Source organism: Amycolatopsis sp. NPDC043889, assembly GCF_056435645.1.
The window spans coordinates 39,438-63,288 of sequence record NZ_JBWKEC010000013.1 but is presented as its reverse complement, the minus strand read 5'-3'; the positions used below and the strand labels follow the sequence as shown (position 1 = coordinate 63,288).

Here is a 23,851-nt window from a genome sequence, read left to right as displayed (position 1 = left end):
GCACCGGACCGGCTTGGCCGGAACTCACCCCTCGACCGTCAGGCCGTCTCCTCCTCCGGCTCCGGCTCGTCCGCCGGCCGCGTGAACAGCCGAGTCGCCGAAAGCCGCGCGACGCCGTCCGGTTCGCCGAGTTCGTCGGTCGCGTTCCGGATCGTCGCGTCGACGGACAGGTACTTGCGCCCCGCCCGCAGATCCGCGTCGTTGCGCAGCCGCACGATCAGCGGGAACTCGCTCAGCGCGCCGGCGTCGAACAGGCCAGTGGTGTAGATCAGCTGGACGCCCAGCGCCTCCGCGACCGCGCGCTGCAGTTCCAGCAGATAGCCCGCCGACGCACGGCCGATCGGATTGTCGAGGAACAGCACGCCGGAATGCCGGTTGCGGGCCTTGCCGCGGTTGTTCGCCCGCAGCGCCGCCAGGGTGCAGTACAGGATGATCGCCGCGGTCAGCTGCTGCCCGCCGGAGAACACGTCCCTGATCTCGGAGACACGCTGCCGCTCGGTCCGCAGCACGGAGTCCGGCTTCAGCATGTCGACCCGGAAACCCTTGGGAGCGGCGGCCTGCACGCCGCGCAGGACGAGCGAAAGCCCGTCCCGCTTGACATCCCGGCCGTCGGAGGTCTTCCCCACCGCGGCCTCGTCGACGACCTCGCCCAGTTTCTCGGCGAGCACGTTCTCCTCGAGTTCGGTGAAGCGGATCCGCAGGAACTCCTGGCCCGACCAGTCGCCGAGACCGTCCGGCAGCCGCGAAACCCGTTGTGCCGCACGGAGAGTGCGCAGTGCGCCGTCGACCATGCCCTGCAGGCGGGTGATGATGCCGCCGCGGTGCCGGTCGATCTGCGCGAGATCGTCGGTGAGCGTGCGCAACCGGGGCCGCAGCGCCTCCGCCCATTCCGCGGCGTGGGCGGGCAGCTGATCGCGGCGGACCGAGATCACCTGCTGCCGCACCGGCGTGCTGAGCTTCTCGAACCGCTTGTCCGTGGCGTACTGCGCCAGCTGGTCGGCCGCGGCCCGCACCCGGCGGTCACCCGCGTCGGCGGCGTCCTGCGCCTCGGTGAGCGAGGTGTTGAGCCGCGAGTGCTTGGCGCGCGCGGATTCGACATCGCCCTCGAACGCCGCCACTTCGTCCTCTTTGGACAAAAGGTGCGCCATGGATTCGGCCAGCAGGCCGAATCCGGACGCGGAGGCCTTCGCGGACTCCAGCGTCGCTTCGGCCGCGGCGCGGCGCTCCTGCAGCTCCTCCCATTTCCGCGCGGCGGCGGACACTTCCAGGCCGGCGTCGTCGATGAGCGCCAGGCCGTGTTCGATGTCCTTCGGCCGCGCGTCGGACGAGATCGCGGCGAGCTGGGCGCTCGCTAGCTCCGGAAGCTGGTTCAGTTCCGCCTTGCGGGTCGCGACGAGCCCGACGATCTCGGTGCGCTCTTCCTCCAGCACCGCGACCGCGCGGTTCGCCCGCGCTTGCGCGGCCGCCCGTGCCGAAGCGTCGGAGCCGTCCGGCGTTTCCAGCAACGCCGATGCCCGCTCGCGGACGGCGTCGTCCAGGGCCTCCACGGCCGCCCGCGAGGACGCCTCGACACTCTCGGCCTGGTCGAGTTCGGCACGGAGGTCACTGCCGACCTCCACCTTCGCGTACGCCTCGGAAGCCGACGCGAACGTACGCCGCAACGCGTCCACCGGTTCGGTGGGCACGGGGTCGTTTTCGGTGACGTCACTCGATCCCGGTACCTCGGCCAGTTCCGCTTTCGCGGTCGTCGCCGTGCGGCGGTGCCCGTCGGCGGTGCGTTGCTCCTCGCTCGCCTGTTCGCGCAGCCGGGACGCCTTCACGGCTGCTTCGGAAGCCGTCGCCTCCGCCCGCTCGGCGGTCTCGGTCGCGCGTTCGACGTCGTCCGTCCACTCGGGAATCTTCGCGGCACGCGCGGCGAGCGTTTCGAGCCCGCGGGCCCGCTCCCCCGCCTCGGCCGAAGCCGCACGCAGTTCGGGGACCCGTTCCCGCAGCCCTGCCGCCTTCTCACCGAGGCGCTGGAATTCCTTTTCCGCCTGCTCCAGCGCGGCCTGCGCGGTTTCGTGCGCGGTGCGCGCGTTCTGGAGCTGCTCGGCCAGTGTCGCGATGCTGCCGGGCGGGTAGTCCTCGCGCCAGGTCTTGAGCTTCCACGACAGGGCGCTGTCGTCGGCGAGCGACGTCGCCAGGGCTTCCAGCCGACGCTGACGCTCCGCGTGCCGGAGCGCGATGGCCTCGCGCTCGGCGTCTGCGGCTTCCTCGTCGTACATCGCCGGGTTGGGCGGCACCAGGAATTCGATCCCGGCCTCGTCCGGCAGACGGTCGGTCGTGGTGGCCTCGGTCGTGGCGACCGGGATGATCGTCGTGGGCAGCAGACGCCGCTCCGACAGGACCTTCTCGGCGCGCCGGACCTGATCCGGTTCGTTGAGCAGGATCCCCGAGACCAGCTGGGGCGCGCGGGCCAGCACGGCCGCCCGCCGCTTCTTGTCCAAAGTAGACAGATAGCGCCAGCCGGACCACGCGTTCATCCCGGCGGCTTCCAGCGCGTCCAACGCGGCCTGGACCTCTTCGGTGGCGGGCAGGAGGCCGCCCGAACCGAGCGCGTTCAGCGCGCGCTCGTCGACCGATTCCTCCATCCGCAGCGCGGTCTGCTCCTTCTCCGCGGCCGAACCCGCCTCGCGTAGACGCTCCAGCAATACCGGAAGGTCCGTCTCCAGCGTGACGTCGTCCGCGCCGAGGAGCTCGCTCAGCCGGGGTTCGACGGCTAGCGCGTCGGTGCGCCGGTTGGCCCGGTCGAGTTCGTCTGCCGCGCGCTCCAGACGGTCCTTTGCAGACCCCGCGAGCCGGTGCGCGTCGTTGACGGTGGCCTGCGCGGATCGCAGATCCTCCGCGACGCGTTCGAGTTCCTGTTCGCGCCGGACGAGTTCGGCGGCGGTCTCCTCGGTCTCCGCCCTGGCCGCACGCGCCGCTTCGGCGACGTCGGCACCGGCCTTGAGCGCGCCGGACCGGACGGTTTCCGCGATCTCCTCACGGATTTCGGCGATCCTCGCTCCCAGCCCTCGGGCCTCCGCCCGGCGCGAGGCCGCGAGGTTCGCCGACTCGTCGCGTTCCGCCTGAGCCTTCTCCGCCTCGGCACGCAGCGCGCCGACATGGGCTTCGGCCTTCGCCGCCTGCTCGGTGGCGTTCTTGGCCAGGGCCAGCAGGCCCCGCGCGAGCGCGGCCGCGGCGGCGTTGCGCGCCTGCAGCGCGGGCTGCGCCTTCTGCTCGCGATTCCCCACCAGTTCCCGGAAATCTCGCGCCTTGCGCGACGCGTTGAGGTGGTTCAGCACGGTGGCGCATTCACGCCAGGCCTCGGCTGCGGTCTTGGCCTCGGCCAGTTCGCCGTCGATCCGCTTCTTGCTCTCCTGCGCCTCCTCGAGCCGCAGTTTCCCGACCAGGCGGCGGAGTTCGGTGACCCCGGCGGTGAGACGGCGGTGGTCGCCCTCGGCCAGTTTCTCCGCGGACTTCACCTCGTCGACGTGCTGTTCGAGCCCGCTCAGCCGCTCGTTCTCCAGCTTGTCGCGCGCGGCGACCTGCCCGGCCAGCGTCCGCATCTCGGCGCGGGCCGCGTCGGCGAGCTTCCGTGAAGCGGCGGCGACGCTTTCCTCGTCCGCCAGCGGCGTGAGCAGGTCGAGCGCGCCCGCGACGAAATCGCGCTCCGACAGCAGATCCCCGCGCCGTGCGAGGTTGTGCGCGTACGTCGCGACAACCTCGGCGAGATCCTTCGGCTCCTCCTCCGAAAGCACCGCGCGCAACAGGAACTCGACGAACGCCTCGTCGGTGCTGAACGCGAAGGCGTCCGCCGCCTCGCCCTCACCGGCGTTCATCGCGCGCTGGTACCGGAAGAGTTCGGTGTCGAGGCCGAGCCCGTCGAGCCGGGACGTCCATTCGTGGTGACGCCGCGTCCAGAACAGCTCCAGTTCGGGCTCGCCGCCGTGCACCTTGTCGAGCTGGTCGTGGAAGCCGGACATCGTCAGCAGCCTGCCGTCCGACGTCAGCGGGAGCGAGTCCAGATCGAGCGAGGGCGTCGGCCGGAAGCAGTACCAGGAATCGACGAGGTTCTCCGAGTCCGCCGACACCACGTGCCCGCGCCATTCCGACACCTTGCCGGTGATCACCCGGTGGCCGGTCTCGACCTGCAGCCACTCCAGCACGACGTGCGAGACGTCCTTGGCGGCGACGAACTTCTCCAGCACCTTGGTGTTCGTCGTGCCGACGACCTGGCGGCGGCCGGGCAGCATGACCGAGAAGATCAGCTTGATCAGGACGGATTTACCGCCGCCGTTCTCCAGGAACAGCACGCTCGCCGGCGACGGGCGCCGCGGCGGCCCCTCCCCCGCCAGGTGGATCCCGGCGCTGAACAGCGCGTCTTGTTTGGGCGCGGTGATGGCCGCGCCGACGCCGCTGAAGTCCAGCACGACATCCTGGTACCGCGCGCCCGCCGGGCCCACCGAGTGCAGGCGAACCCGCGAAAGCTCGTACATCGATTCCCCTTGTTAGAGCGTGTCCGACGCGGCCGCGCGCAAGGTCCCGCCGCCGTTGGCGACCGAGACGACGTTCAGTTCGAGCAGGTCGTCGAAGGCCGCGTCGGCGGCGAGTTCACGCACCTGCACCTGATAACGCGGTGTCGTCCGGTAGGTCCCGCCCTGTTCTCCGCTGACCTGGACGAGAAACCCTTGATCGGCGAGGAAGCGCAGAGCGCGCGCGACCATGCCGCGAGTGGTGTCCGACGCCAGCCTGCCGTCCTTGGTCGCCGCGGCCGCCGGACGCCGGGCGTAGGCGCGCCAGGCCTGTTCGAGTTCGGGCGCGTCGGCCAGCGGGTCGTTGTTCGCCTCAGCCTCCGCAGCGCGCTCGTCGAGGATCCGGCAGGCCTCCCGCACCATCGCGTCCACCTGCTCGACACTGACGCGGCCGATGTAGGTGTCGTTGGCGAGATCGTCCGGGCGCGGGTAGCCGAGCGCGGCGGTCGCGAGGTGGACGAGCCCGTGCAGGACCTTCTCGGTCTCCCGGCGTTCGCGGATCTTGCTCTGCCGCGCGTAGCTGTCCATCTTGATCTCGAAGACGGACTCGTCGGTCGCCGCCAGCACGGCACCGGCCTGGAGGTTGACCTCCAGCACCATCAGCCCGAGCCCTGCCGCGACCGCGTGCGTGAGCTGCTTGAACGCCCTGTCTTCGCCGTAGCGCCGGACGAGGTCGCCGTACACGACGTCCCGCGACGGCAACTGCTTCGGGCGCATCCCGAAGGAGACGAGCCGGGCCGCGGATTCGACGTCCCCTGTGGTCGTCACGCGACCTCCTCCTCATCTTCGTGGCGATCGACCGTGGCCGACGAAAGCAGCAGATCCGCTCCGCCGAACTCGGGATCTTCGAGCAGCGTGCCGTCGTCGACGGCCAGCAGCACCTGGCGCTCCCCCTGCCGCAGCGCCGCGCCGACCTCGGGACTGTAGGCGTGCACCGCCCGCAGGGCGACCAGGGCCGGCAGCCCGGGATCGATCCGGCGAGCTTCTTCGAGCAGCCCGGACAGCCTCCGCGGCACCTCCGGCAGGTCGAGCAGGTCGTCGGCGAGGCGCCACTGCTCGTCGCCGAACCGGTCGGTGACCTCGGCGGGCATGAGTTCGGGTTCGGGGATTTCGCCGACGAGCTGGTCGCGTTCGGGGGCAGGCCGCAGCAGCAGCGACACCAGCGACGACAACGACGGCACGGTCGGTGGGGAGATCCCGGCGCCGGCGTGGAAGAACGATTCGGCGGGCGCGACGGCTTCGGCGATCGGCAGGCCCAGCGTCGGCATCAGGAGCTGGCCGAACAGGTCGATCGTCGCGCGCTGCGGCGGCCCGGAGAACTGCTGACGGTCCTGCTCGGCGCGGAACACCGCGCCCGCGTCGGCCAGCCGTGACTGGAGCCGGGTGTGGCGGCGGATGCAGTCACCGACGATGTCGACGAGCTCGGCCGCGCGGCGTTTGCGGTCGAGGTCCTCCGTCTCGTCCCTCGACGCGGTGATGTTCTTGAGGATCGCGTTCTCGGCGCGGAAGCGGGACTCGATATGGGACAGCGCCTGATCCAGCAGGTCCGGGACCTCGCGCTCCCAGTCGACCGCGCGCACGTCGCGCCGGGTGGCGTCGAGCTTGGCGCGCAGGGTCTCGCCGTACTGGACCGTCCGGTAGCGGGCCTGTTCCGCCGCGAGCTTCGCGTCGGCAAGGCGGCCGCGGTTGATCAGGTTCTCCAGTTTGACCTCGGCCGCGATCTGGGCCGACTCGACGTCGGTGTCCAGCGCGCCGACGAGCACGTTGATCGCCTCGTCGGTGGCGCGCAGGTAGACCTCGCCGTCGGGTGCGGCCAGCTCGACGAGCAGCTTGAAGTCGAACTGGCGGCGCTGGTAGCCGCCGCCGGGGCCGATGGAGCCGTAGACGCGGCGGAACCCGCGATCCGTGGTGCCGACGTTGATCAGGTTGTCGAGGACCCACCGGGCGACCTTGGCGTGCTCGTCGGGCGTCCGGCCGGGCGCCTGGAGCGCCACGAACGGCAGCAGCCGCGCGATCACCTGTTCGTGATCGGCGCCCGTGTCGAAGTCCATCGAGACGGTGACCTGGTCGATCGTGTGCAGGGCGATCTCGGCCATCTGGTAGATCGTGGCGTCCGCCCAGTCCAGCTTCGCCTTGCGCGCGTCGAGGTCGTGCAAGGGCGCGGTGCAGGCCAGCGCCTTGAGGCGGCGGGTCAGCCCCTCGTCGGCCAGCCCCATCCCGGTCAGCTCGTCGTCTCGCACAGCAGGCCAGGCTAGTCGCCGCCCCTCGCGCCCCGCACGGGTGACCGGGGTGCCCGGCGCTCCGGGCGGCGGTAGCGTCTGGTTCATGCGTGAAATGAGCCGGGACGAATGGTGGAAGTTCGCGAGCGAGGGCACGCGGACGGGCATGCTCGGCCTGGTCCGCGCCAACGGGGCGCCGATCGTGACGCCGGTGTGGTTCCTGCTGAACGAGGGGCCGGACGGTGACGAGCTGATCTTCACCACCGGCACGGACACCCTCAAGGGGAAGGCGCTGCGGCGCGATCCGCGGCTTTCGCTGGCCGTCGACGACCAGCGGCCGCCGTACTCGTACGTGCAGTTCACCGCCGAAGCCGTGTTGCACGACGACCTCGACGAGATGCTCGAATGGGCGACCAGGCTCGGTGGGCGGTACATGGGCGAGGACAAGGCCGAGGCCTACGGCAAGCGGAACGCCGTGCCCGAGGAGTCGTTGGTGCGGGCGCGGATCACGAAGGTGATCGCGCGGGCGGACATCGCCGGCTGACGCCTTTGTCTCCGCGTGAAGGCCCCCTTCCCTCCCATCGCGTTTAGTCCTCTGGATGCGGTCCTTGCGTGTGCAAGGACCGCATCCAGAGGACTAAACGCGTTTCGGGAGGTGACCCTCCGTGTTGATGTTGGTCAAGTATTGACACGAAGCACCCGCTGGTGTGTGATCTGAACCATAGATAGGAAAGTTTCCTAACTAAAACTCCACGTCCCCCGCCGGGCTCGCCCGGTCCGCCGTTGCACCTCCCGACCCCGAACTTCACGCATGGAGGCTCCAGTGGCACCCCGACCACCGTGGCGCGCGCTGCTCACGTGTGCCGCCGCGACGGCGATGACCTTCGCCGTCCTGCCGGCTCTGCCCGCCGGCGCGGCACCGACCGATCACGAATCCGAAGCCGCGACGATCTCCCAAGGCGCCGTCGAAAAGAACCACGCCGGCTATTCCGGCACCGGGTTCGTGAACTTCGACAACGTCATCGGCAGCTATGTCGAGTACACGGTGAACGCCGCGCAGGCCGGAACCCAGACGCTGACTTTCCGCTACGCCAACGGAACCACGATCGACCGGCCCGTCTCCCTCAGCGTCAACGGCACGGCCGCCGGGACACTGTCCTTCCCCGGTACGGGGGCGTGGACCACCTGGAAAACCGTCACGAAGGACGTCGCGCTGGCCGCCGGGGCCAACAAGATCCGCACCACCGCGACGACCGCGAACGGCGGTCCCAACGCCGACAAGCTCACCGCGAGCGGGGTGCTCGACGCCGAAGCGCCGACCCCGCCGAAGAACCTGGCCGCCAAGGACATCAAGGCCCGCAGCGCCACCTTCACCTGGGAGGCCGCGACCGACAACGTCGGCGTGGTCCGCTACGACGTCATGCGCGGCGGCAACGTTCTCAAGACCGTCGACGGGAACACGCTCACCACGACCGTCGACAACCTGCAGCCGAACACGGCCTACGACATCTCGGTCGGCGCCTTCGACGCGGCCGGAAACCCTTCGCAGCAAAGCAATGTCGTCCAGTTCACGACACCGCCCAGCGGGGACACCACACCACCGACGGTGCCGGGGAACCTCCGCTCGACGTCGGTGACCGCGAACAGCGTCTCCTTGGCGTGGAACGCTTCCACGGACAACAGCGGCACGATCGCCGGCTACGACGTGTACCAGGGCACCACGAAGGTCGCGACGACGCCTTCGCTCGAAGCCACGGTGACCGGCCTGACAGCGAACACGTCGTACACCTTCACGGTGAAGGCGCGTGACCTCGACGGCAACGCATCGGCCGCGAGCAACGCACTGACCGCGAAGACGAGCGGCGCCGCGGGCGGCGGGATTCCCGAATACGACAAGGACATCACGAAGGTGGACCTCGCCTGGTCCGTCGACTTCCTGCCGGACGGAACCGGGCTGGCGACCGAACGGGACCGGTTCGAGATCCTGCGGATCACGCCGTCGGGCGAGAAGACCACGCTCGGCAAGGTTCCCGGCGCGGTCGGCACCAGTGGCGAGGGCGGCCTGCTCGGCATCGCGATCTCGCCGAACTACGCCACCGATCACGCGATCTACCTCTACCACACGGCTTCCGGGGACAACCGGATCGTGAAGATGACCTACGAGAACGGAAAGCTGTCCTCAACGTCGACGCCGGTGCTCACCGGGATCGCCAAGAACCGTTACCACAACGGGGGAAGGGTGCGGTTCGGTCCGGACGGCAAGCTCTACGCCACCGTCGGCGACGGGCAGAACAAGGCGACGGCGCAGGACAAGAGTTCGCTCAACGGGAAGATCCTGCGGCTCAACCCCGACGGCTCGGCGCCGAACGACAACCCGTTCTTCTCCACCGGCGGCAACGCCCGGTACGTCTGGAGCTACGGGCACCGCAACCCGCAGGGCCTCGCGTGGGACTCCCGCGGCCAGCTGTGGTCCTCGGAATTCGGGGACGGCACCCAGGACGAGCTCAACCTGATCCAGAAGGGCGGCAACTTCGGCTGGTCCCAGTGCGAAGGGACCACCGGCAGCTGCGCCGGCACGATCGCGCCGAAGAAGACCTGGCCGACCAGTTCCGGCGGGCCGAGCGGGATCGAGATCGTCAACGACTGGATCTACGTCGCGGCCGTCACCAGCCAGCAGCTCTTCGCCACCCAGATCAACGCGGCGGGCAACGGCGTCGGCTCGGTGCAGTCGCTGTTCTCCGGCCGCTGGGGCAGGCTCCGCTCGGTCACCAAGACATCGGACGGCGGCCTGTGGGTCACCTCGACCAACGCGGACAAGAACGGCGGCACCCCGAGCGGGATCGACAACGTCGTGGTCCGGCTGAAGTTCCCCGGTGCCTCGCAGCCGGGAGCGTTCAAGCTGACCAGTTCCGCGTTCGCCGACAACGCGTCGATCCCGGACAAGTTCACCTGCGCCGGCGACGGCACCGCGGGCCAGGACACCTCCCCGCCGCTGGCGTGGGGCGCCGGGACCACCGGCGCCAAGGGCTACGCGATCGTCTTCGCCGACGTGGCCAACAACGGCAACAAACCGCACTGGGCGATCTGGGACATCCCGGCGTCCTCGGGGTCCACAGTGTCACTGCCCGAAGGCCTCGGAGCGGGCTACACCGTCCCGAACCAGAACGGCGCCAAGCAGAAGGCCATGGGCAGCGGAGCGAACTCGCAGAAGTACTTCGGCCCCTGCCCCGGCGGCTCCAGCCATCCCTACACCTTCACGCTCTACGCGCTGAAGTCGGCAACGGTTCCGGGCTTGTCCTCGTCCTCGACGATGGCTCAGATCGAAACGGCGATCAAGAACGCCTCGACGGCCAACGTCAAACTACGCGGCAAATCCAGCGCCGCGTCCTGAGCACGGCCGGGGTGTCCGGAGCGGCGCCGGGCACCCCGACCGTATCCAGTGTGAGCTGGAGGAACGCCACCCCGTCCGGGACCTCCCGGCGGGGTGGCGTTTTACGTGCTCACCAGCCGAACAGGTTCCGCATGATCCGCCCGCACCGCTCGGTCATCGCCGCGGCGTCCTGGTCCGGCTGGTCGATCCACCAGCTGATCAGCGAATCGACCACGCCGGTCCACACCTGCGCGATCGCCTCGATGTCGCGATCGTCGTCCAGGCCCCGCGAGCGCATCAACTGGGCGGCGCCGACCAGGGCGAACCCGTCGAGCCGGTAGCGGTAGTCGATCGCGACGCCGGCGATCTCACCCGTCGAGGGCACCGTCGGGTCGCGGAGCAGCTTCCAGGCGTACCGGTCGTTGTCGAACGTCTCGAAAATGGCCGAGAGCACCGCGAGCGGCATCCGTTCCGGCGGCTCGGCCTCCGCCGCCATCGTCTCGGCGACGCCTTCGGTCAGCCTGTCCCCCGCGCGGTGCAGGCAGGCGAGGTACAGCCCGTCCTTCGAGCCGAAGTACTGGTACAGCAAGGGTTTCGTGACACCGACCCGGCGGGCGATCTCCACCATCGACGCCCCGGCGTACCCGTTCTTGCCGAACTCCTCCGTTCCGGCGCGCACGATCTGGGTCTCCCGCTCTTCGCGGGGCACCCCCTTCGTGCCGACGGCCCTTGCTTCTGTCACGGCGATTATCTTACCCTGAGGTAAGTGACCCTCGGGTAAGTTACCTGATGGTCAGATTACGGGGGCGGACGAGGGAGAGGTGCGGTGGCGGATTTTCTTGCCCATCTGAGTGACCCGGTGCTGCTGGCGACACCGGTGTTCCTGCTGTTCGTCGCGATCGAGATCCTCGCGCTGCACGTGCTGGGCCACGACGACAACGTCATCGGTTACAGCGTCAAGGACACCCGCACGAGCATGTCCATGGGCGCGGTGGCGGTGGTGATCAACGGTGTCTTCCGCATCGCCATGCTGTTCGTGTTCGCCGCGCTCTACGAACTGGCGCCGGTGAAGTTCAGCCCGCACGACTGGTGGACCTGGGTCCTGATGCTGCTGGGCCAGGAGATCGTCTTCTACGCCTACCACCGGGCGAGCCACCGCGTCCGGATCATGTGGGCGGGCCACCAAGTGCACCACTCGAGCGAGCACTACAACTTCTCGACCGCGTTACGGCAGAAGTGGACACCGTACTTCCAGCTGCCGTTCTGGTCGGTCCTCGCGCTCGCGGGCATCCCGCCGTGGATGATCCTCACCGGCCTGTCGATCGACCTCGTGTACCAGTTCTTCGTGCACACCGAGAAGATCCGGAAGCTGCCGCGCTGGTTCGAGTACGTGTTCAACACGCCTTCACACCATCGTGTGCATCACGGCAGCGACCAGGAGTACCTGGACGCGAACTACGGCGGCATCCTGATCATCTGGGACCGGATGTTCGGCAGTTTCGTGCCGGAGGGCAAGCGCCCGACCTACGGGCTGACCAAGAACGTCGAGTCCTACAACCTGCTCAAGGTCGGCTTCCACGAGTACGGCTCGATCCTGCGCGACGTCCGCGCGGCGGAGTCGTGGCGGGACAGGCTCGGCTACGTGTTCGGCCCGCCGGGATGGCAACCCAGGGAGGCGTTAAGCGCTCCTGCGCAAGGCGGGTGAGTTCTCCGGGCGGATCTCCGGCGGGAGGCTCTCCAGCGGCGGCCGCTGCGTGAGGGCCACGTCGGTGAGCACGAGTTCCCGCTCGACGGACTCCCCCGCACCGCGCCGGAACTGGGCGAGCGACGTCGACGGGGGCGCCGCGGAGATCACCCGGCCCCCGCGTTCCAGCCGGTCCATCAGGGTCAGCATGATCTGCGCGGACATCCGGCCGAGGGCCTGCGTGCTCTGGTGGCGGTGGGTCCGGTGACCGAGGTCGACCTGCGCGAGCGCGTCGAGGCCGTGCGCTTCGAGCAGGTCGATGAGGTGGCCGACCTCGACGCCGTAGTGCGTGACGAACGGGATGCCTTCGAGCACTTCACGGCGTCCCGCGTACTCGCCGGCGAGCGGCTGGACGAAACCGGCCAGTTCCGGCCAGTACATGTTGAGCAGCGGCCGGGCGACGAGTTCGGTGACGCGGCCGCCGCCGTCGGGTTCGACGCCTGCCGCCCCGGCGAGCGGACGGTGGTAGAAGCCTTTGACGTAGGCGATCCCCGGGTCGGTCAGCAGCGGCCCCAGCAGACCGGTCACGTAGCCGGCGGTGAAATCGCGGAGATCGCCGTCGACGAAGGCGACGAGATCGCCGGTGGTTTCGGCGACGCCCTTCCAGAGCGCTTCTCCCTTGCCTGCCAGGCTTTCCAGCTCCGGGAACACCGCGTCCTGCGCGACGACGCACGCTCCGGCCGCACGGGCGACCTCGGCGGTGGCGTCGGTGGAATGACTGTCCACCACCAGGATCTCGTCCACCAGGGGGAAGCGTTCGACGAGTTCGCGCCGGATGGTGCCGACGATCGCACCCACCGTCTCCTCCTCGTCGCGGGCGGGGATCACCACCGAAACCCGGGTCCCGCGTTTGGCGGCGACCAGCTCCGCCGCCCACCAGTCACCCGCCCGGCTGCTGCGCCGCGCGAGCCACCTGCCGACCTCCGCCGATACCCGCATGGCTGTCCCTTCCTCGAAGATCACCTCTCCGGCGATCTTCGAGTGAGGCTGTTTCCATCGGTCGTCACCGCGGAAACCGCCGCGTTACGCCTGCCCGCGACAGGTTAACGCCTGGGAGAGGACCTCCCCGGTCCGTCGCTTGGCGAGGTAGAACGCCGCCTCGTGCGGTTTCGCGCCGTTGTCGACGGTGTAGCCGCTGTCCAGGACACCGTCGGCGCCGGGGAACATGCCGCTGAGATCCGGCCGGGCGGCGACGAGATCGTCCCGGTCGGCCAGGTTCACCCAGCGCGCGACGCCGGGCGGGACACACGGCGGCTGCGGACGGGTCCGTTCGTAGACCACCGTGCGCAGACCCAGCGGCGAGCCGAGGGTGAGCAGCAGCGGCAGCGGACGGCCATGCCGATGGGCGGCTTCGTAGGCGACGACGGAACCGAGCGAATGCCCGACGATCGCCTCGGTCTCCGGCCCGATGTGCTCGGCGACGCGCTCCTGCACGCGTTCCCGGATCGTCTCGTCGGTGAGGTACAGCGTCACCTGTTTGAGCGCCTTGACCACCACGCGTTCGGCGAACGCGACCCCGAGTCTCGCGAACGGCTTCAGCCGCACCAGCGCGTTCAGCACCGGGCGGGCGGCCGCGCGCACCCCTTGGGTCTCCCCGGCCGGGCCGTCGAGCTGGGCCAATTCGGCCCTCGCCCGGTCCCGGTCCGTCTCGCGGGACGCCGACGAAGCAGCGTTGCGGAGCCATTCCGCCGCCAGGGTCTCGGCGAGCGCCCACTCGTCCGCGGTCAGTTCGTCCGCGCCGCCTTGCTGGCCGTCCTTGCGGAAAAGGTCGCCGTAGAAGGCCATTCGCGCGTCGCCGGGCCGGGCGTCGCGCCACACGGCGTCGGCCAGCGCGGTGTCACCGGCGAGCCGGACACCGCCCGCCAGACTCGGCAGCCATTCGGCCTCGAGGGTGTCCGCGGACTTCTGTTCCTGGGCGATGCCGTGCACCAGAACGATCCGAGCCATGGCGCACAGTATCGCGGCCCCTTGCCGGGTGACCGCCCGATGAGACAAAGTGATCTCCGTGGGAGAGCGCAGGTCGTTGGTGGTCGCGTCGCAATGCGACTCACTGAACCTTCTCTCGTTCCTCCCCGACGCGGGGCATCAGGTCTCGACGGCCCTGCTCGACCCCGAGATCGGCGGCTGCGTGCCCGCGCTCGAAGACGGCCGCGGCCTGCTCGTCGACCCGACGATGGTCGAACTGGACGACGCGCTCGTGAAGGCCTTCGAGCGCGCGTCGGAAGACGAGGCGACGCTCTTCCTCTCGCTCGTCGGCCACGGCGAATACGCCGACGACGACTTCTACTTCCTCACCAAGGACACCGGCCTGCCGGTGGACAGCCGCAGGTCGTTCCTGTTCGCCCAGCGCATCAAGGAGCTGCTCGGCCGCTACTCGATGCTGGACGGTCTGGTGATCCTGCTCGACACCTGCCACGCCGGTATCGGGGCGAGGCAGGCGGGCCAGCGCTGGCTGAGGATCGTCGGCGAAGCGGGCAAACGTTTCGACCTGCTCACCGCCTCGGACGACCGCGTCGCGGCCAACGGGTGTTTCAGCCGGTCACTGGTCTCGGTGCTGCGGTCGGGGCACGCGGAGTTCGGCGAACGGGTCCGGTGCGCGGATCTCAAACGGGTGATCACCGGCCTGTGCCCGATGCAGACCGCCATCCACCTCGGTTTCGACGGCACCCGTGAGGTGGCCGAGGCCGATCAAGGGCTGTGGCTCGCGCTGAACTCCTCCCCCTCTTGGCGGCGTTCCCCGCTGGCGGGCAACCCGGCCGCGCCCCGGATCGAACGGCTGACCGCGGACTACCAGCAGGATCCGAAACTCGGCGAGACCGTCGGGCGCCTGCTCACCGGCGCCCGGCTGGTCGCGATCACGGGTGAGGCCGGCGCGGGGAAGTCGACCATGCTCGCCGCGCTCGCCCGGCCGTCGGTGGCCGGCTCCTATGTGCCGCCCGACTTCCTGCACGGCGTCCTGTTCGCGAGCCGCGGCGACACGGCGGAGCGGCTCGCGGGGGAACTCGCCCGCCAGTTGCTGCGCACCGTGCCCGGTTTCGCCGAAGCCGAGCAGGCTCACCATGCCGGGCTCGACGACGCCGCCCGCAGCGGTGCCAGCGCTTTCGATCTGGCGCTGCTCGGTCCCCTGCGGACGCTCGCTCCACAGTGGACCGAAGCACCGGTGCGGATCGCGATCGACGGGCTCGACGACCTCGACCCCGACGTCCGGGAACGCCTGTACGGCCTCGTCCGGAGCCTTTCGACGGACCCGGGCTTGGAGCTGGTGACGACGGTCGTGGCGACGCGGGATCCGGGGCGCCTTCCGCCCGCGGCGGAGGTTTCACTGGTACTGGCCGGCGGTTTCGAGCCACCCGGCGGGTGGTGGCCGACCGTGGATCCGCGGCCGGTGAGGCGGGAACCCGAGGACGCCGAAGAGTGGGGTCGCCATCACGCCGTTTCGGCCACCTCACCGAGGATCACCCCGGCCACCCTGATCATCGACGTCCCCGGTCAGCCGCCCGCGCACCACGAACTGTCCTTCGGGCTCACGACGCTCGGCCGCAGCAGGAACGCCGCGGTCCGCCTCGGGGACTCGCGGGTGTCCCGGCTCCACTGCAAGATCCGCTGGGACGGAACGACCGCGTGGCTGACCGACCTCGACTCCGCCAACGGCACCTTCGTCAACGGGCAGCGAGTGCCGGACGCCGAGCTGGCGCACGGCGACGTTCTCCGGCTCGGTGATTCGACGGTCACCTTCATCAGCGTCGCGCAGGTGGATGAGGCGGCCGAGGAAGACGTGTCCGACGTCGAGCAGGGCACCGGTGCGGTGGCCTCGCCGCGGCCGGGTCACGCGCTCCTGCTGGAACTGCTGGGGCTGGCCGCGACCCGCGGGCCCATCCCGATCTCGATCCTCACCGCGGCGAGCGCGGCGGCGGGTGGCCCGGAGCGGCGGGTGCACGTCCGTGATTTCCTGGCCAAGCTCGGAGACTCGGTCAGCCGGACGCGGGCGGGTCTCGCCGACGAAACCGTCCTGTGGACCGAAGAACCGCCCGTTCTCTCCCCCGACGCGGCGACACGCCTGCACGCCCGGCTGGCGGCGGCGACCTCGGAGGTGGCACTCGTGACCGTAGACGACGAGCCGACGCTGGAACAAGGCTACGCGGCGGCCAACGAGGCCGAGCACTTCTGGCTCGCCGGACTCCGCGAAGACGCCCTCGCCGCGCTGGAGCGCAGGGCGTCCCACATCCCCGTCGAGAACCGGGAACGCTGGGCGGCCTGGGCGAACCGCGCCGAACGGGAACTCGGCGAGACCGACCGGATCACGCTGCGCTGCAAGGCACGGCACGCGACGTGGACCGGCAAGGCGGGTGACGCGGCCGCGGCGCTCGCCCGATTCGAAGAACTGCTGCCGATCGCCACGATCACCCTGTCGGACGGCGACGAAGACGTCTTGAGCATCCGCAACAACATCGGGCATCTGCTCGCCGAGCTCGGCCGCTTCGAAGAATCCCGGATCGAGTTCGAAGCCCTCGTCCGCGACGCCAGCCACGCTCTCGGAGCTGATCATCGCGAGACCCTGCACGCACGGCATTTCCTCGCGGTGGCGACCGGCAAGACCGGGAACGGGGAGGAAGCCCTCCGCCTCTCCAGGGAATTGCTGCCACAGGCGAAACAGGCGCTGGACGAAGACGAGATCGTCAGCCACGTCCGGCACAACATCGCTTTCTGGAGCGCCGAAATCGAGCACCCCCCACCCGTCGTTTCGGACTACCGACGGCTCCTCGACGAAGCGAGGAGACGGCAGAGTGACCGGCATCCCGACGTCCTCGATCTCCGGTTCGGCCTCGCGCTCGCCCTAGCCAAGGCGGGCCAGGTCACCGAGGCGCTCTCGACCTGGACCTCGCTGCTCAGCGATTCCGTCGAGGTCCGCGGCGAACGGCACGGCGAAACCCGGAAGATCCGCGAGCAGCTCGACTACTGGGGTACGCGGGAGTGAGCGGTGAGCGCACCGCGGACACGCTCCACTGTGGACTATCGACGATCGCCATCAGGGCCGTGCAGCAGCCGGGCGGCCGCCATGGAACTTCGGCGAACACCGCATTTAATCCTCTGGATGCGGTCCTTGCACACGCAATTACCGCATCCAGAGGACTGAACGCGAGCTGATCAGGCCTCGTCTTCTTCGAGCATGTCCGGCGTGACCGCGGATTCGGTGTCCGGAATGCCTTGTTCCTTCGCCTTTTTGTCGGCCATCGCCAGCAGGCGGCGGATCCGGCCGGCGACGGCGTCCTTGGTCATCTGCGGATCGGACAGCTGACCGAGCTCTTCGAGCGAGGCCTGCCGGTTCGACAGGCGCAGCTTGCCCGCGGCGAGCAGGTGCTCCGGGGCGGATTCGCCGAGGATGTCCAGCGCGCGCTCCACCCTGGCCGCCGCGGCGACGGCCGCGCGGGCCGAACGACGCAGGTTCGCGTCGTCGAAGTTCGCGAGCCGGTTCGCGGTGGCGCGCACCTCGCGGCGCATGCGCCGCTCTTCCCAGGCGAGCACACTCGTGTGCGCGCCGAGCCGGGTCAGCAGCGCGCCGATGGCGTCACCGTCACGCACGACGACCCGGTCCGCGCCGCGGACCTCGCGCGACTTGGCCTGGATGCCCATCCGCCGGGCGGCGCCGACGAGCGCCAGCGCGGCCTCGGGGCCGGGGCAGGTCACTTCGAGCGACGACGAGCGCCCGGGTTCGGTGAGCGAACCGTGCGCCAGGAACGCGCCGCGCCAGGCGGCTTCCGCGTCGGCGACACCACCGGACACGACGGCGGCGGGCAGCCCGCGCACCGGGCGGCCGCGCTGGTCGATCAGGCCGGTCTGCCGGGCGAGCCCCTCGCCGTCCTTGACCACCCGGACGACGTACCGCGTGCCCTTGCGCAATCCACTGGAGGAGATGACGTGGACGTCGGACTGGTGTCCGTACAGTTCGTGGATCTCCTTGCGCAGCCGCCTCGCCACCGAACCGGTGTCGAGTTCGGCCTCCACCACGACGCGGCCGGCCACGATATGCAGCCCGCCCGCGAATCGCAGCATCGACGCGACCTCCGCGCGGCGCGGGCCGATCTTGGTGATCTCCAGCCGGCTCAGCTCGTCCTTCACGGCGGCGGTCATCGCCATCGCTGCCCCTCCATACCTTCAGCTCCTCCCCCGGTGAGACCGAGAGCGTCCCGCATACAGCCCGCGAGCGCATCAGGATCATGCCGCCCCGTCACGACCGGGTCAGCCACCGCCCCCAGCAACGCCCGCGCGCCCAGTCTCCCGGCGGCGTCCCGCAACCGGGCTGGTGAGGGCACCGAGTCACGATCCGCGATAACCGCGTCCACCCGCAATTCCGGGGCGTGTTCGAACAGTACGTCCAAATGCTTCTCCGGCGAGAACCCCGCGGTCTCCCCCGGTTGGGGGATCAGGTTGAGGATCACGACCTTCGTGGCGTCCGTTCGGAGCAACGCGTCGTGCAGATCCGGCACCAGCAGATGGGGCAGCACACTCGTGAACCACGACCCCGGGCCGAGGAACACGACGTCCGCGCCGAGCACCGCCTCGATCGCCTCGGCGCAGCCGCGCGGCGGCCGGTCGGCCTGGCCGGACGGGTGCAGGCTGATCCGGTGCACCTGCCCCGGGGTCGTCGCCACCGCCACCTGACCGCGGATCCGCCGGACCGCCTCGGGATTCTCGGCGTCCAGCCCCGAAACCTCACCCTGGATCTCCAGCGGTTCGGGTGACATCGGCAGGACGCGGCCGGAGATGCCCATGAGCCTGCTCGCCTCGTCGAGCGCGGCGACCGGATCACCGAGCACCTCGAACAGCCCGGCCAGCAACAGGTTCCCGACCGCGTGCCCGGCGAGCGCGCCGTCGCCGCCGAAGCGGTGCTGGAACACCTCCGCCCACAGGGTTCCGCCGTCTTCGGCGGCGAACGCGGCGAAGGCCTGCCGCAGGTCGCCCGGCGGCAGCAGCCCGAGCTCCCGGCGCAGCCTGCCGGACGAGCCCCCGTCGTCCGCGACGGTGACCACGGCGGTGACCTGCGAGGTCACCCGGCGCAACGCGGTGAGGGTGGCGTGCAGGCCGTGCCCGCCCCCCAGTGCGACCGCGCGCGGATCACTCGCGGCCAAGGTCGCGGTGCACCACCTTCACGGCCATACCGTCCTCATTGGACAGACGCTGGGCGAGTTCCTCGGAAATGGCGACGCTGCGGTGCTTCCCGCCCGTGCAGCCGACGGCCAGCGTCAGGTACCGCTTGCCTTCGCGCTTGTAGCCCGCGCCGATCAGGCGCAGCAGCTGGTGGTAGCGGTCGAGGAACTCGTCCGCGCCTTCCTGGCTGAGCACGTAGTTGCGGACCTCGCCTTCGAGACCGGTGTGGTCGCGCAGTTCCGGGATCCAGAACGGGTTCGGCAGGAATCGGACGTCCATCACCAGGTCGGCGTCCATCGGCAGGCCGTACTTGTAGCCGAACGACAGCACGGTGACCCTGGTCTGCGTGCTCGCCTCGGAGCCGAAGGCGTCCTCGATCTTGGCGCGCAGGTCGTGCACCGAAAGCGACGAAGTGTCGAGCACAAGGTCGGCCTCTTCCCGCAGCGGCTCCAGGAGCGTGCGCTCGGCGGTGATGCCGTCGGCGAGCCTCCCGTCGCCCTGCATCGGGTGACCGCGGCGGACGGCCTCGAACCGGCGCACCAGCACCGCGTCCGTGGCCTCCAGGAACAGGACTCGCGGCTTGTACCCGCGGGCGTCGAGGTCCTTGATGACCGACGCCAGGTCGTCGGTGAACGCGCGCGAACGCACGTCCATCACCACGGCGACCTTGGTGATCGCGCCCCGCGCCTGCGCGCCGAGCTCGACCATGGTCGCGATCAGCTCGGGCGGCAGGTTGTCCACCACGAACCAGCCCAGATCCTCCAGACATTTCGCGGCGGTGCTGCGGCCGGCGCCGGACAGACCGGAAACGACCGCGACCTCCATCCCCGAACCGCGGCCTTCTTCTTGCGCACTCACAATGGTCCCTTCACCGGTCACGTACTGGACTCCCCCGCCGCCGCGGCTTTCTCCCCTGCGAGTGCCGCGACGACCGCTTCGGCGGTGCGCCTGCCGAAGCCGGGCACCGCCTCGATCTCCTCTATCCGCGCTTCGCGGAGCTTCTTCACCGAGCCGAAATGCTTGATCAGCGCGGTACGGCGAGCCTGCCCCAGCCCGGGCACACCGTCCAATGCGGACACCTGCATCCGTTTGGACCGCTTCTCCCGGTGGTACCGGATGGCGAAGCGGTGCGCCTCGTCACGCAGCCGCTGCAGCAGATACAGCGCGTCGGAGGTGCGCGGCAGGATCACCGGGTCGGGGTCGCCCGGGAGCCACACCTCCTCCAGCCGCTTCGCCAGGCCGACCACGGCGACGTCGGTGACGCCCAGTTCGGAGAGGACGTCCGCGGCGGCGGTGGCCTGCGGGCCCGCGCCGTCGACGACGAGCAGGTTCGGCGCGTAGGCGAACTTGCGCGGCTTGCCGGTCTCCGGGTCGATGCCCGGACGGTCCGGATCGACCTCGGCACCCTCGGCGTTTTCCTTGAGGTAGCGGGAAAACCGGCGACGGACGACTTCGGCGATCGAGGCGACGTCGCCTTCCTCCGCGGCCTCGCGCAACGCGAAGCGCCGGTACTCGGACTTGCGCGGGATCCCGTCCTCGAACACCACGAGCGACGCCACCACGTCACTGCCCTGGATATGGCTGATGTCGACGCATTCGATGCGCAGTGGCGCGGTTTCCAGCGCCAGGTAGTCCTGCAGTTCCGCCAGCGCGGCCGACCGCGCGGTGAGATCGCCGGCGCGGCGCAGTTTGTGCTGGGTGAACGCCTCGCCGGCGTTGCGCGTCACCGTCTCCGCGAGGGCGCGCTTGTCGCCGCGCTGCGGGACCCGCAGGCTCACCCTCGACCCGCGCAGCCCGGAAAGCCACTCGCCGAGCGCCTCCGCGTCGGCGGGCAGTTCGGGGACGAGGACCTCGCGCGGCACCGGCGGGCCGCCGTCGGGATCGTCCGCGCGTTCGGCCTGCTCGCCGTAGAACTGCGTGATGAAGTGGTCGACGAGTTCCTGGACGCCCATCTCCTCGGCCTTGTCGATCACCCAGCCGCGCTGGCCGCGGACCCGGCCGCCGCGCACGTGGAAGACCTGGACGGCGGCTTCGAGTTCGTCGTGGGCGAAGGCGACGACGTCCGCGTCGGTACCGTCGCCGAGCACGACCGCCTGCTTCTCCATCGCGCGCCGCAACGCGCCGAGATCATCCCGCAGCCGGGCGGCACGCTCGAACTCCAGCTCTTCGGACGCGGCCGCCATTTCCTGTTCCAGGCGGCGGATCAGCGCGTCGGTGCGGCCGGCGAGAAAATCACAGAAGTCCTCGACGATCGCGCGGTGTTCGTCGGCGGAGACCTTGCCGACGCACGGCGCGGAACATTTGCCGATGTAGCCCAGCAGGCAGGGCCTGCCGATCTGGCCGTGCCGTTTGAAGACGCCCGCCGAGCAGGTGCGCGCCGGGAAGACCCGGAGCAGCAGGTCGAGCGTTTCGCGGATGGCCCAAGCATGCGCGTACGGACCGAAATACCGCACGCCCTTCTTGCGCGCGCCGCGATAGACGTGCAGGCGCGGGAACTCCTCGTTCATCGTGACGGCGAGGACGGGATAGCTCTTGTCGTCGCGGTAACGGACGTTGAACCGCGGGTCGAACTCCTTGATCCAGTTGTACTCCAGCTGGAGCGCCTCGACCTCGGTACTCACCACGGTCCACTCGACGCTCGCCGCCGTCGTCACCATCTGGCGGGTGCGCGGGTGAAGGCCGGTGAGATCGGCGAAGTACGAGTTCAGCCTGCCGCGGAGGCTTTTCGCCTTGCCGACGTAGATGACCCTCTTCGTGGCGTCACGAAATTTGTACACGCCGGGGGCGTCCGGGATGCTCCCCGGCGAGGGACGGTAGGTGGTCGGGTCAGCCACGCCGCCAAGCCTATGGGGCACCACCGACAGTCTTACGAGGCCCCGCCCTTAGCCGCGCTCCGGTCAACCCTTCGAGTGGCCATTCCCACGATCCGGTCCGTATTTCACTACGTATACCGACCTAAGTCGGGTCTTCGGCCGGAACCGACGTTCGTTGGTTCCTGGCGAGTGAACCGGTTGATTACTTTCCGTCCCAGTTCCACTTCACTCGGTTCTTCGTCAGATGACGCTCGAAAGGACTCCTGCACCGTGAGCCGTCTTCGTACGCTGGGCGCCGCCACCCTCGCCGCCGCAGCCCTCACCATGACCGCCGGCGCGGTCGCCTCCGCGGGCACCCCCACCGGTGTCCAGCCCAACATCGTGGGCGGCGGCACCGCCCCCACCGTGAGCTGGGGCGCCCAGATCTACGTCAACACCCCGGGCCGTCAGTGGGACGGGTTCAACTGCTCCGGCAGCGTCATCGCCCAGCGCTGGGTCCTGACCGCCAAGCACTGCCTCGACTCCGACGGCAGCGGCATGCGGGTCCGCGTCGGCAGCAACCAGCTCCAGGGCGGCCGTGAGATCGCCGTCGACCGCAAGGTGTCCTCGCCGAACGGCGCCGACATCTCGCTGCTGCACCTGGCCTCCGACGCCGGTGTCACGCCGATCGGCCTGGCCAGCTCGAACCCGTCGGTCGGCAGCACCAACCAGCTCTACGGCTGGGGCCGCGAGACCCCCACCGGCCCGCCCGCCTCGGCGCTGAAGGTCGCCAACGTGCGCGTCACCGGAACCTCGCGCGACGCCTACGGTGGGCCCGCCATCCAGAGCGTCGGCATCGACGGTTCGGCGTGGAAGGGCGACTCGGGCGGTCCCCAGGTCTTCAACGGCGTCCAGGTCGGTGTCGCCTCGACCGTGCAGAACCAGAGCGGCTCGAACATCCGCGGCACCAACAACTACGGCAGCGTCGCTTCGGCCCGCTCCTGGATCCGCTCGACCACCGGGGTCTGACCTCCACCCCGGCCGGCCCCTGCCGCGACGTGACCCGTCGCGGCAGGGGCCCTTTCACGTCAGGGTGTCGGTGGGGTGTGGGACGCTCGCGGGCATGCGGATCGCGACCTGGAACGTGAACTCGATCGGACCCCGGCTGCCAAGGGTGCTGGACTGGCTCGGCTCGGTACAGCCGGACGTGCTGTGCTTGCAGGAACTCAAATGCGGCACCGACGCCTTCCCCTTCGACGCCGTGAAGGAACTGGGCTATGAGACGGCCGCGTACGGCATCGGACGCTGGAACGGCGTCGCGATCGTGTCCCGCGTCGGCTTGGAAGACGTGACACGGGGCCTGACCGGCGAGCCCACCTTCGAGGACAAGGCCGACGCGCGGGCCATCGGCGCCACCTGCGGCGGGCTGCGGCTGTGGTCGGTGTACGTGCCGAACGGGCGTGACCTGGAGAACCCGCACTACGGCTACAAACTCGCCTGGCTTTCGGCGCTGGAGGCGACCGTGCGGGAGGAGCAGGCGCGCGGGCTGCCGTTCACGGTGCTCGGCGACTTCAACATCGCGCCGACCGACGCGGACGTGTGGGACATCGGCCTGTTCGCCGAATCGACGCACGTGACCGAGCCGGAGCGGAAGGCGCTCGCCGCGCTGCGCGACCTCGGGCTGTCGGACGTGTTCCCGCGGCCGCTGAAGTACGACCACCCGTTCACGTACTGGGACTACCGCGCGGGGAACTTCCCGAACAACAAGGGAATGCGGATCGACCTCGTCTACGCCGACGCGACGGTGGCCGGTGCGGTGACGGATTCCTATGTGGACCGTGAGGCGCGGAAGGGGAAGGGGCCCTCGGACCACGCGCCGATCGTGGTGGATCTTTCGCTCTGAGCGGCCGGCCGGTCCGGGGCGGGTATCGGTCGGGGTGGTCGTGGGGGGGGGGTTTGGGTGGGGACCCAACCCCCCCCCCCCACCCCCCCCCCCCCCCCCCCCCCCCCCTTCCTTTTTTCTCCCC

At 69.9% G+C, this 23,851-nt stretch carries 16 protein-coding genes; 6 read left to right on the top strand and 10 right to left on the bottom strand.

Going from position 1 to position 23,851, the window contains the following annotated elements; translation table 11 throughout:
* Positions 1–38: 38 nt before the first annotated feature.
* Genes AC0685_RS23645 through AC0685_RS23635 form a run of 3 tightly spaced genes read right to left on the bottom strand, consistent with a single transcriptional unit; the run spans position 39 to position 6,769 of the window.
* Positions 39–4,517, bottom strand: a complete 4,479-nt coding sequence (locus AC0685_RS23645) for a hypothetical protein (RefSeq protein WP_478227521.1) — start codon at positions 4,515–4,517, stop codon at positions 39–41.
* Positions 4,518–4,529: 12 nt separating this feature from the next.
* Positions 4,530–5,270, bottom strand: coding sequence for a hypothetical protein (locus AC0685_RS23640; protein WP_046199931.1), 741 nt, complete (start codon positions 5,268–5,270; stop codon positions 4,530–4,532).
* 47 nt (positions 5,271–5,317) lie between these two features.
* A complete protein-coding gene (locus AC0685_RS23635; protein WP_478227612.1) occupies positions 5,318–6,769 on the bottom strand; it encodes a hypothetical protein in 1,452 nt (483 codons plus the stop codon).
* 109 nt (positions 6,770–6,878) lie between these two features.
* Between AC0685_RS23635 and AC0685_RS23630 the strand changes: the two genes are divergently transcribed.
* Together AC0685_RS23630 and AC0685_RS23625 are read left to right on the top strand one after the other, a co-directional pair.
* The gene (locus tag AC0685_RS23630) at positions 6,879–7,316 is read left to right on the top strand and encodes a PPOX class F420-dependent oxidoreductase (protein ID WP_478227520.1); all 438 of its coding nucleotides are present in this window, start codon (positions 6,879–6,881) and stop codon (positions 7,314–7,316) included.
* 333 nt (positions 7,317–7,649) lie between these two features.
* Positions 7,650–10,163: a PQQ-dependent sugar dehydrogenase gene (locus AC0685_RS23625; RefSeq protein ID WP_478227611.1), complete on the top strand. Its 2,514-nt coding sequence runs from the start codon at positions 7,650–7,652 to the stop codon at positions 10,161–10,163.
* 109 nt (positions 10,164–10,272) lie between these two features.
* Here AC0685_RS23625 and AC0685_RS23620 read toward each other — a convergent pair whose 3' ends face one another.
* A complete protein-coding gene (locus AC0685_RS23620) occupies positions 10,273–10,884 on the bottom strand; it encodes a TetR/AcrR family transcriptional regulator (protein WP_233621456.1) in 612 nt (203 codons plus the stop codon).
* Between the two features lie 84 nt (positions 10,885–10,968).
* On the opposite strand from AC0685_RS23620, the gene AC0685_RS23615 reads away from it, so the two are divergent.
* Positions 10,969–11,847, top strand: a complete 879-nt coding sequence (locus tag AC0685_RS23615; protein WP_478227519.1) for a sterol desaturase family protein — start codon at positions 10,969–10,971, stop codon at positions 11,845–11,847.
* Here AC0685_RS23615 and AC0685_RS23610 read toward each other — a convergent pair.
* Together AC0685_RS23610 and AC0685_RS23605 are read right to left on the bottom strand one after the other, a co-directional pair.
* On the bottom strand, positions 11,821–12,825 hold the full coding sequence (locus tag AC0685_RS23610; RefSeq protein ID WP_478227518.1) for a glucosyl-3-phosphoglycerate synthase: 1,005 nt from the start codon (positions 12,823–12,825) through the stop codon (positions 11,821–11,823). The genes AC0685_RS23615 and AC0685_RS23610 overlap by 27 nt on opposite strands.
* Positions 12,826–12,909: 84 nt before the next feature.
* Complete coding sequence (locus AC0685_RS23605) at positions 12,910–13,833, bottom strand: hypothetical protein (RefSeq protein ID WP_478227517.1); 924 nt, start codon at positions 13,831–13,833, stop codon at positions 12,910–12,912.
* Between the two features lie 58 nt (positions 13,834–13,891).
* Here AC0685_RS23605 and AC0685_RS23600 point away from each other — a divergent pair, with 58 nt between their 5' ends.
* Positions 13,892–16,861, top strand: a complete 2,970-nt coding sequence (locus AC0685_RS23600) for an FHA domain-containing protein (RefSeq protein WP_478227516.1) — start codon at positions 13,892–13,894, stop codon at positions 16,859–16,861.
* Between the two features lie 170 nt (positions 16,862–17,031).
* Here AC0685_RS23600 and whiA read toward each other — a convergent pair whose 3' ends face one another.
* Genes whiA through uvrC form a run of 4 tightly spaced genes read right to left on the bottom strand, consistent with a single transcriptional unit; the run spans position 17,032 to position 21,866 of the window.
* Complete coding sequence (whiA, locus tag AC0685_RS23595) at positions 17,032–18,021, bottom strand: DNA-binding protein WhiA (RefSeq protein ID WP_005152315.1); 990 nt, start codon at positions 18,019–18,021, stop codon at positions 17,032–17,034.
* Complete coding sequence (locus tag AC0685_RS23590) at positions 18,012–19,013, bottom strand: gluconeogenesis factor YvcK family protein (protein WP_478227515.1); 1,002 nt, start codon at positions 19,011–19,013, stop codon at positions 18,012–18,014. The genes whiA and AC0685_RS23590 overlap by 10 nt, the downstream gene beginning before the upstream one ends.
* Entirely contained in the window at positions 19,000–19,857 is an 858-nt protein-coding gene (rapZ, locus tag AC0685_RS23585) for an RNase adapter RapZ (RefSeq protein WP_034311885.1), read from the bottom strand. The genes AC0685_RS23590 and rapZ overlap by 14 nt, the downstream gene beginning before the upstream one ends.
* A 50-nt stretch (positions 19,858–19,907) precedes the next feature.
* Positions 19,908–21,866, bottom strand: coding sequence for an excinuclease ABC subunit UvrC (uvrC, locus tag AC0685_RS23580; protein ID WP_478227514.1), 1,959 nt, complete (start codon positions 21,864–21,866; stop codon positions 19,908–19,910).
* Positions 21,867–22,115: 249 nt separating this feature from the next.
* Between uvrC and AC0685_RS23575 the strand changes: the two genes are divergently transcribed.
* Together AC0685_RS23575 and AC0685_RS23570 are read left to right on the top strand one after the other, a co-directional pair.
* Positions 22,116–22,853 carry a S1 family peptidase gene (locus AC0685_RS23575; protein WP_478227513.1) on the top strand — a complete coding sequence of 246 codons (738 nt, stop codon included), beginning with the start codon at positions 22,116–22,118 and terminating at the stop codon, positions 22,851–22,853.
* A 94-nt stretch (positions 22,854–22,947) separates the two neighbouring features.
* A complete protein-coding gene (locus AC0685_RS23570; protein ID WP_478227512.1) occupies positions 22,948–23,727 on the top strand; it encodes an exodeoxyribonuclease III in 780 nt (259 codons plus the stop codon).
* Positions 23,728–23,851: the final 124 nt, after the last annotated feature.

Excerpts from the sequence above, each read along its gene's own strand:
- AC0685_RS23645 (WP_478227521.1), bottom strand. The coding sequence starts at position 4,517 with ATGTACGAGCTTTCGCGGGTTCGCCTGCACTCGGTGGGCCCGGCGGGC.
- AC0685_RS23640 (WP_046199931.1), bottom strand. The coding sequence starts at position 5,270 with ATGCGCCCGAAGCAGTTGCCGTCGCGGGACGTCGTGTACGGCGACCTC.
- AC0685_RS23635 (WP_478227612.1), bottom strand. The coding sequence starts at position 6,769 with ATGGGGCTGGCCGACGAGGGGCTGACCCGCCGCCTCAAGGCGCTGGCC.
- AC0685_RS23630 (WP_478227520.1), top strand. The coding sequence starts at position 6,879 with ATGCGTGAAATGAGCCGGGACGAATGGTGGAAGTTCGCGAGCGAGGGC.
- AC0685_RS23625 (WP_478227611.1), top strand. The coding sequence starts at position 7,650 with ATGACCTTCGCCGTCCTGCCGGCTCTGCCCGCCGGCGCGGCACCGACC.
- AC0685_RS23610 (WP_478227518.1), bottom strand. The coding sequence starts at position 12,825 with ATGCGGGTATCGGCGGAGGTCGGCAGGTGGCTCGCGCGGCGCAGCAGC.
- AC0685_RS23605 (WP_478227517.1), bottom strand. The coding sequence starts at position 13,833 with ATGGCTCGGATCGTTCTGGTGCACGGCATCGCCCAGGAACAGAAGTCC.
- whiA (WP_005152315.1), bottom strand. The coding sequence starts at position 18,021 with ATGGCGATGACCGCCGCCGTGAAGGACGAGCTGAGCCGGCTGGAGATC.
- rapZ (WP_034311885.1), bottom strand. The coding sequence starts at position 19,857 with ATGGAGGTCGCGGTCGTTTCCGGTCTGTCCGGCGCCGGCCGCAGCACC.
- AC0685_RS23570 (WP_478227512.1), top strand. The coding sequence starts at position 22,948 with ATGCGGATCGCGACCTGGAACGTGAACTCGATCGGACCCCGGCTGCCA.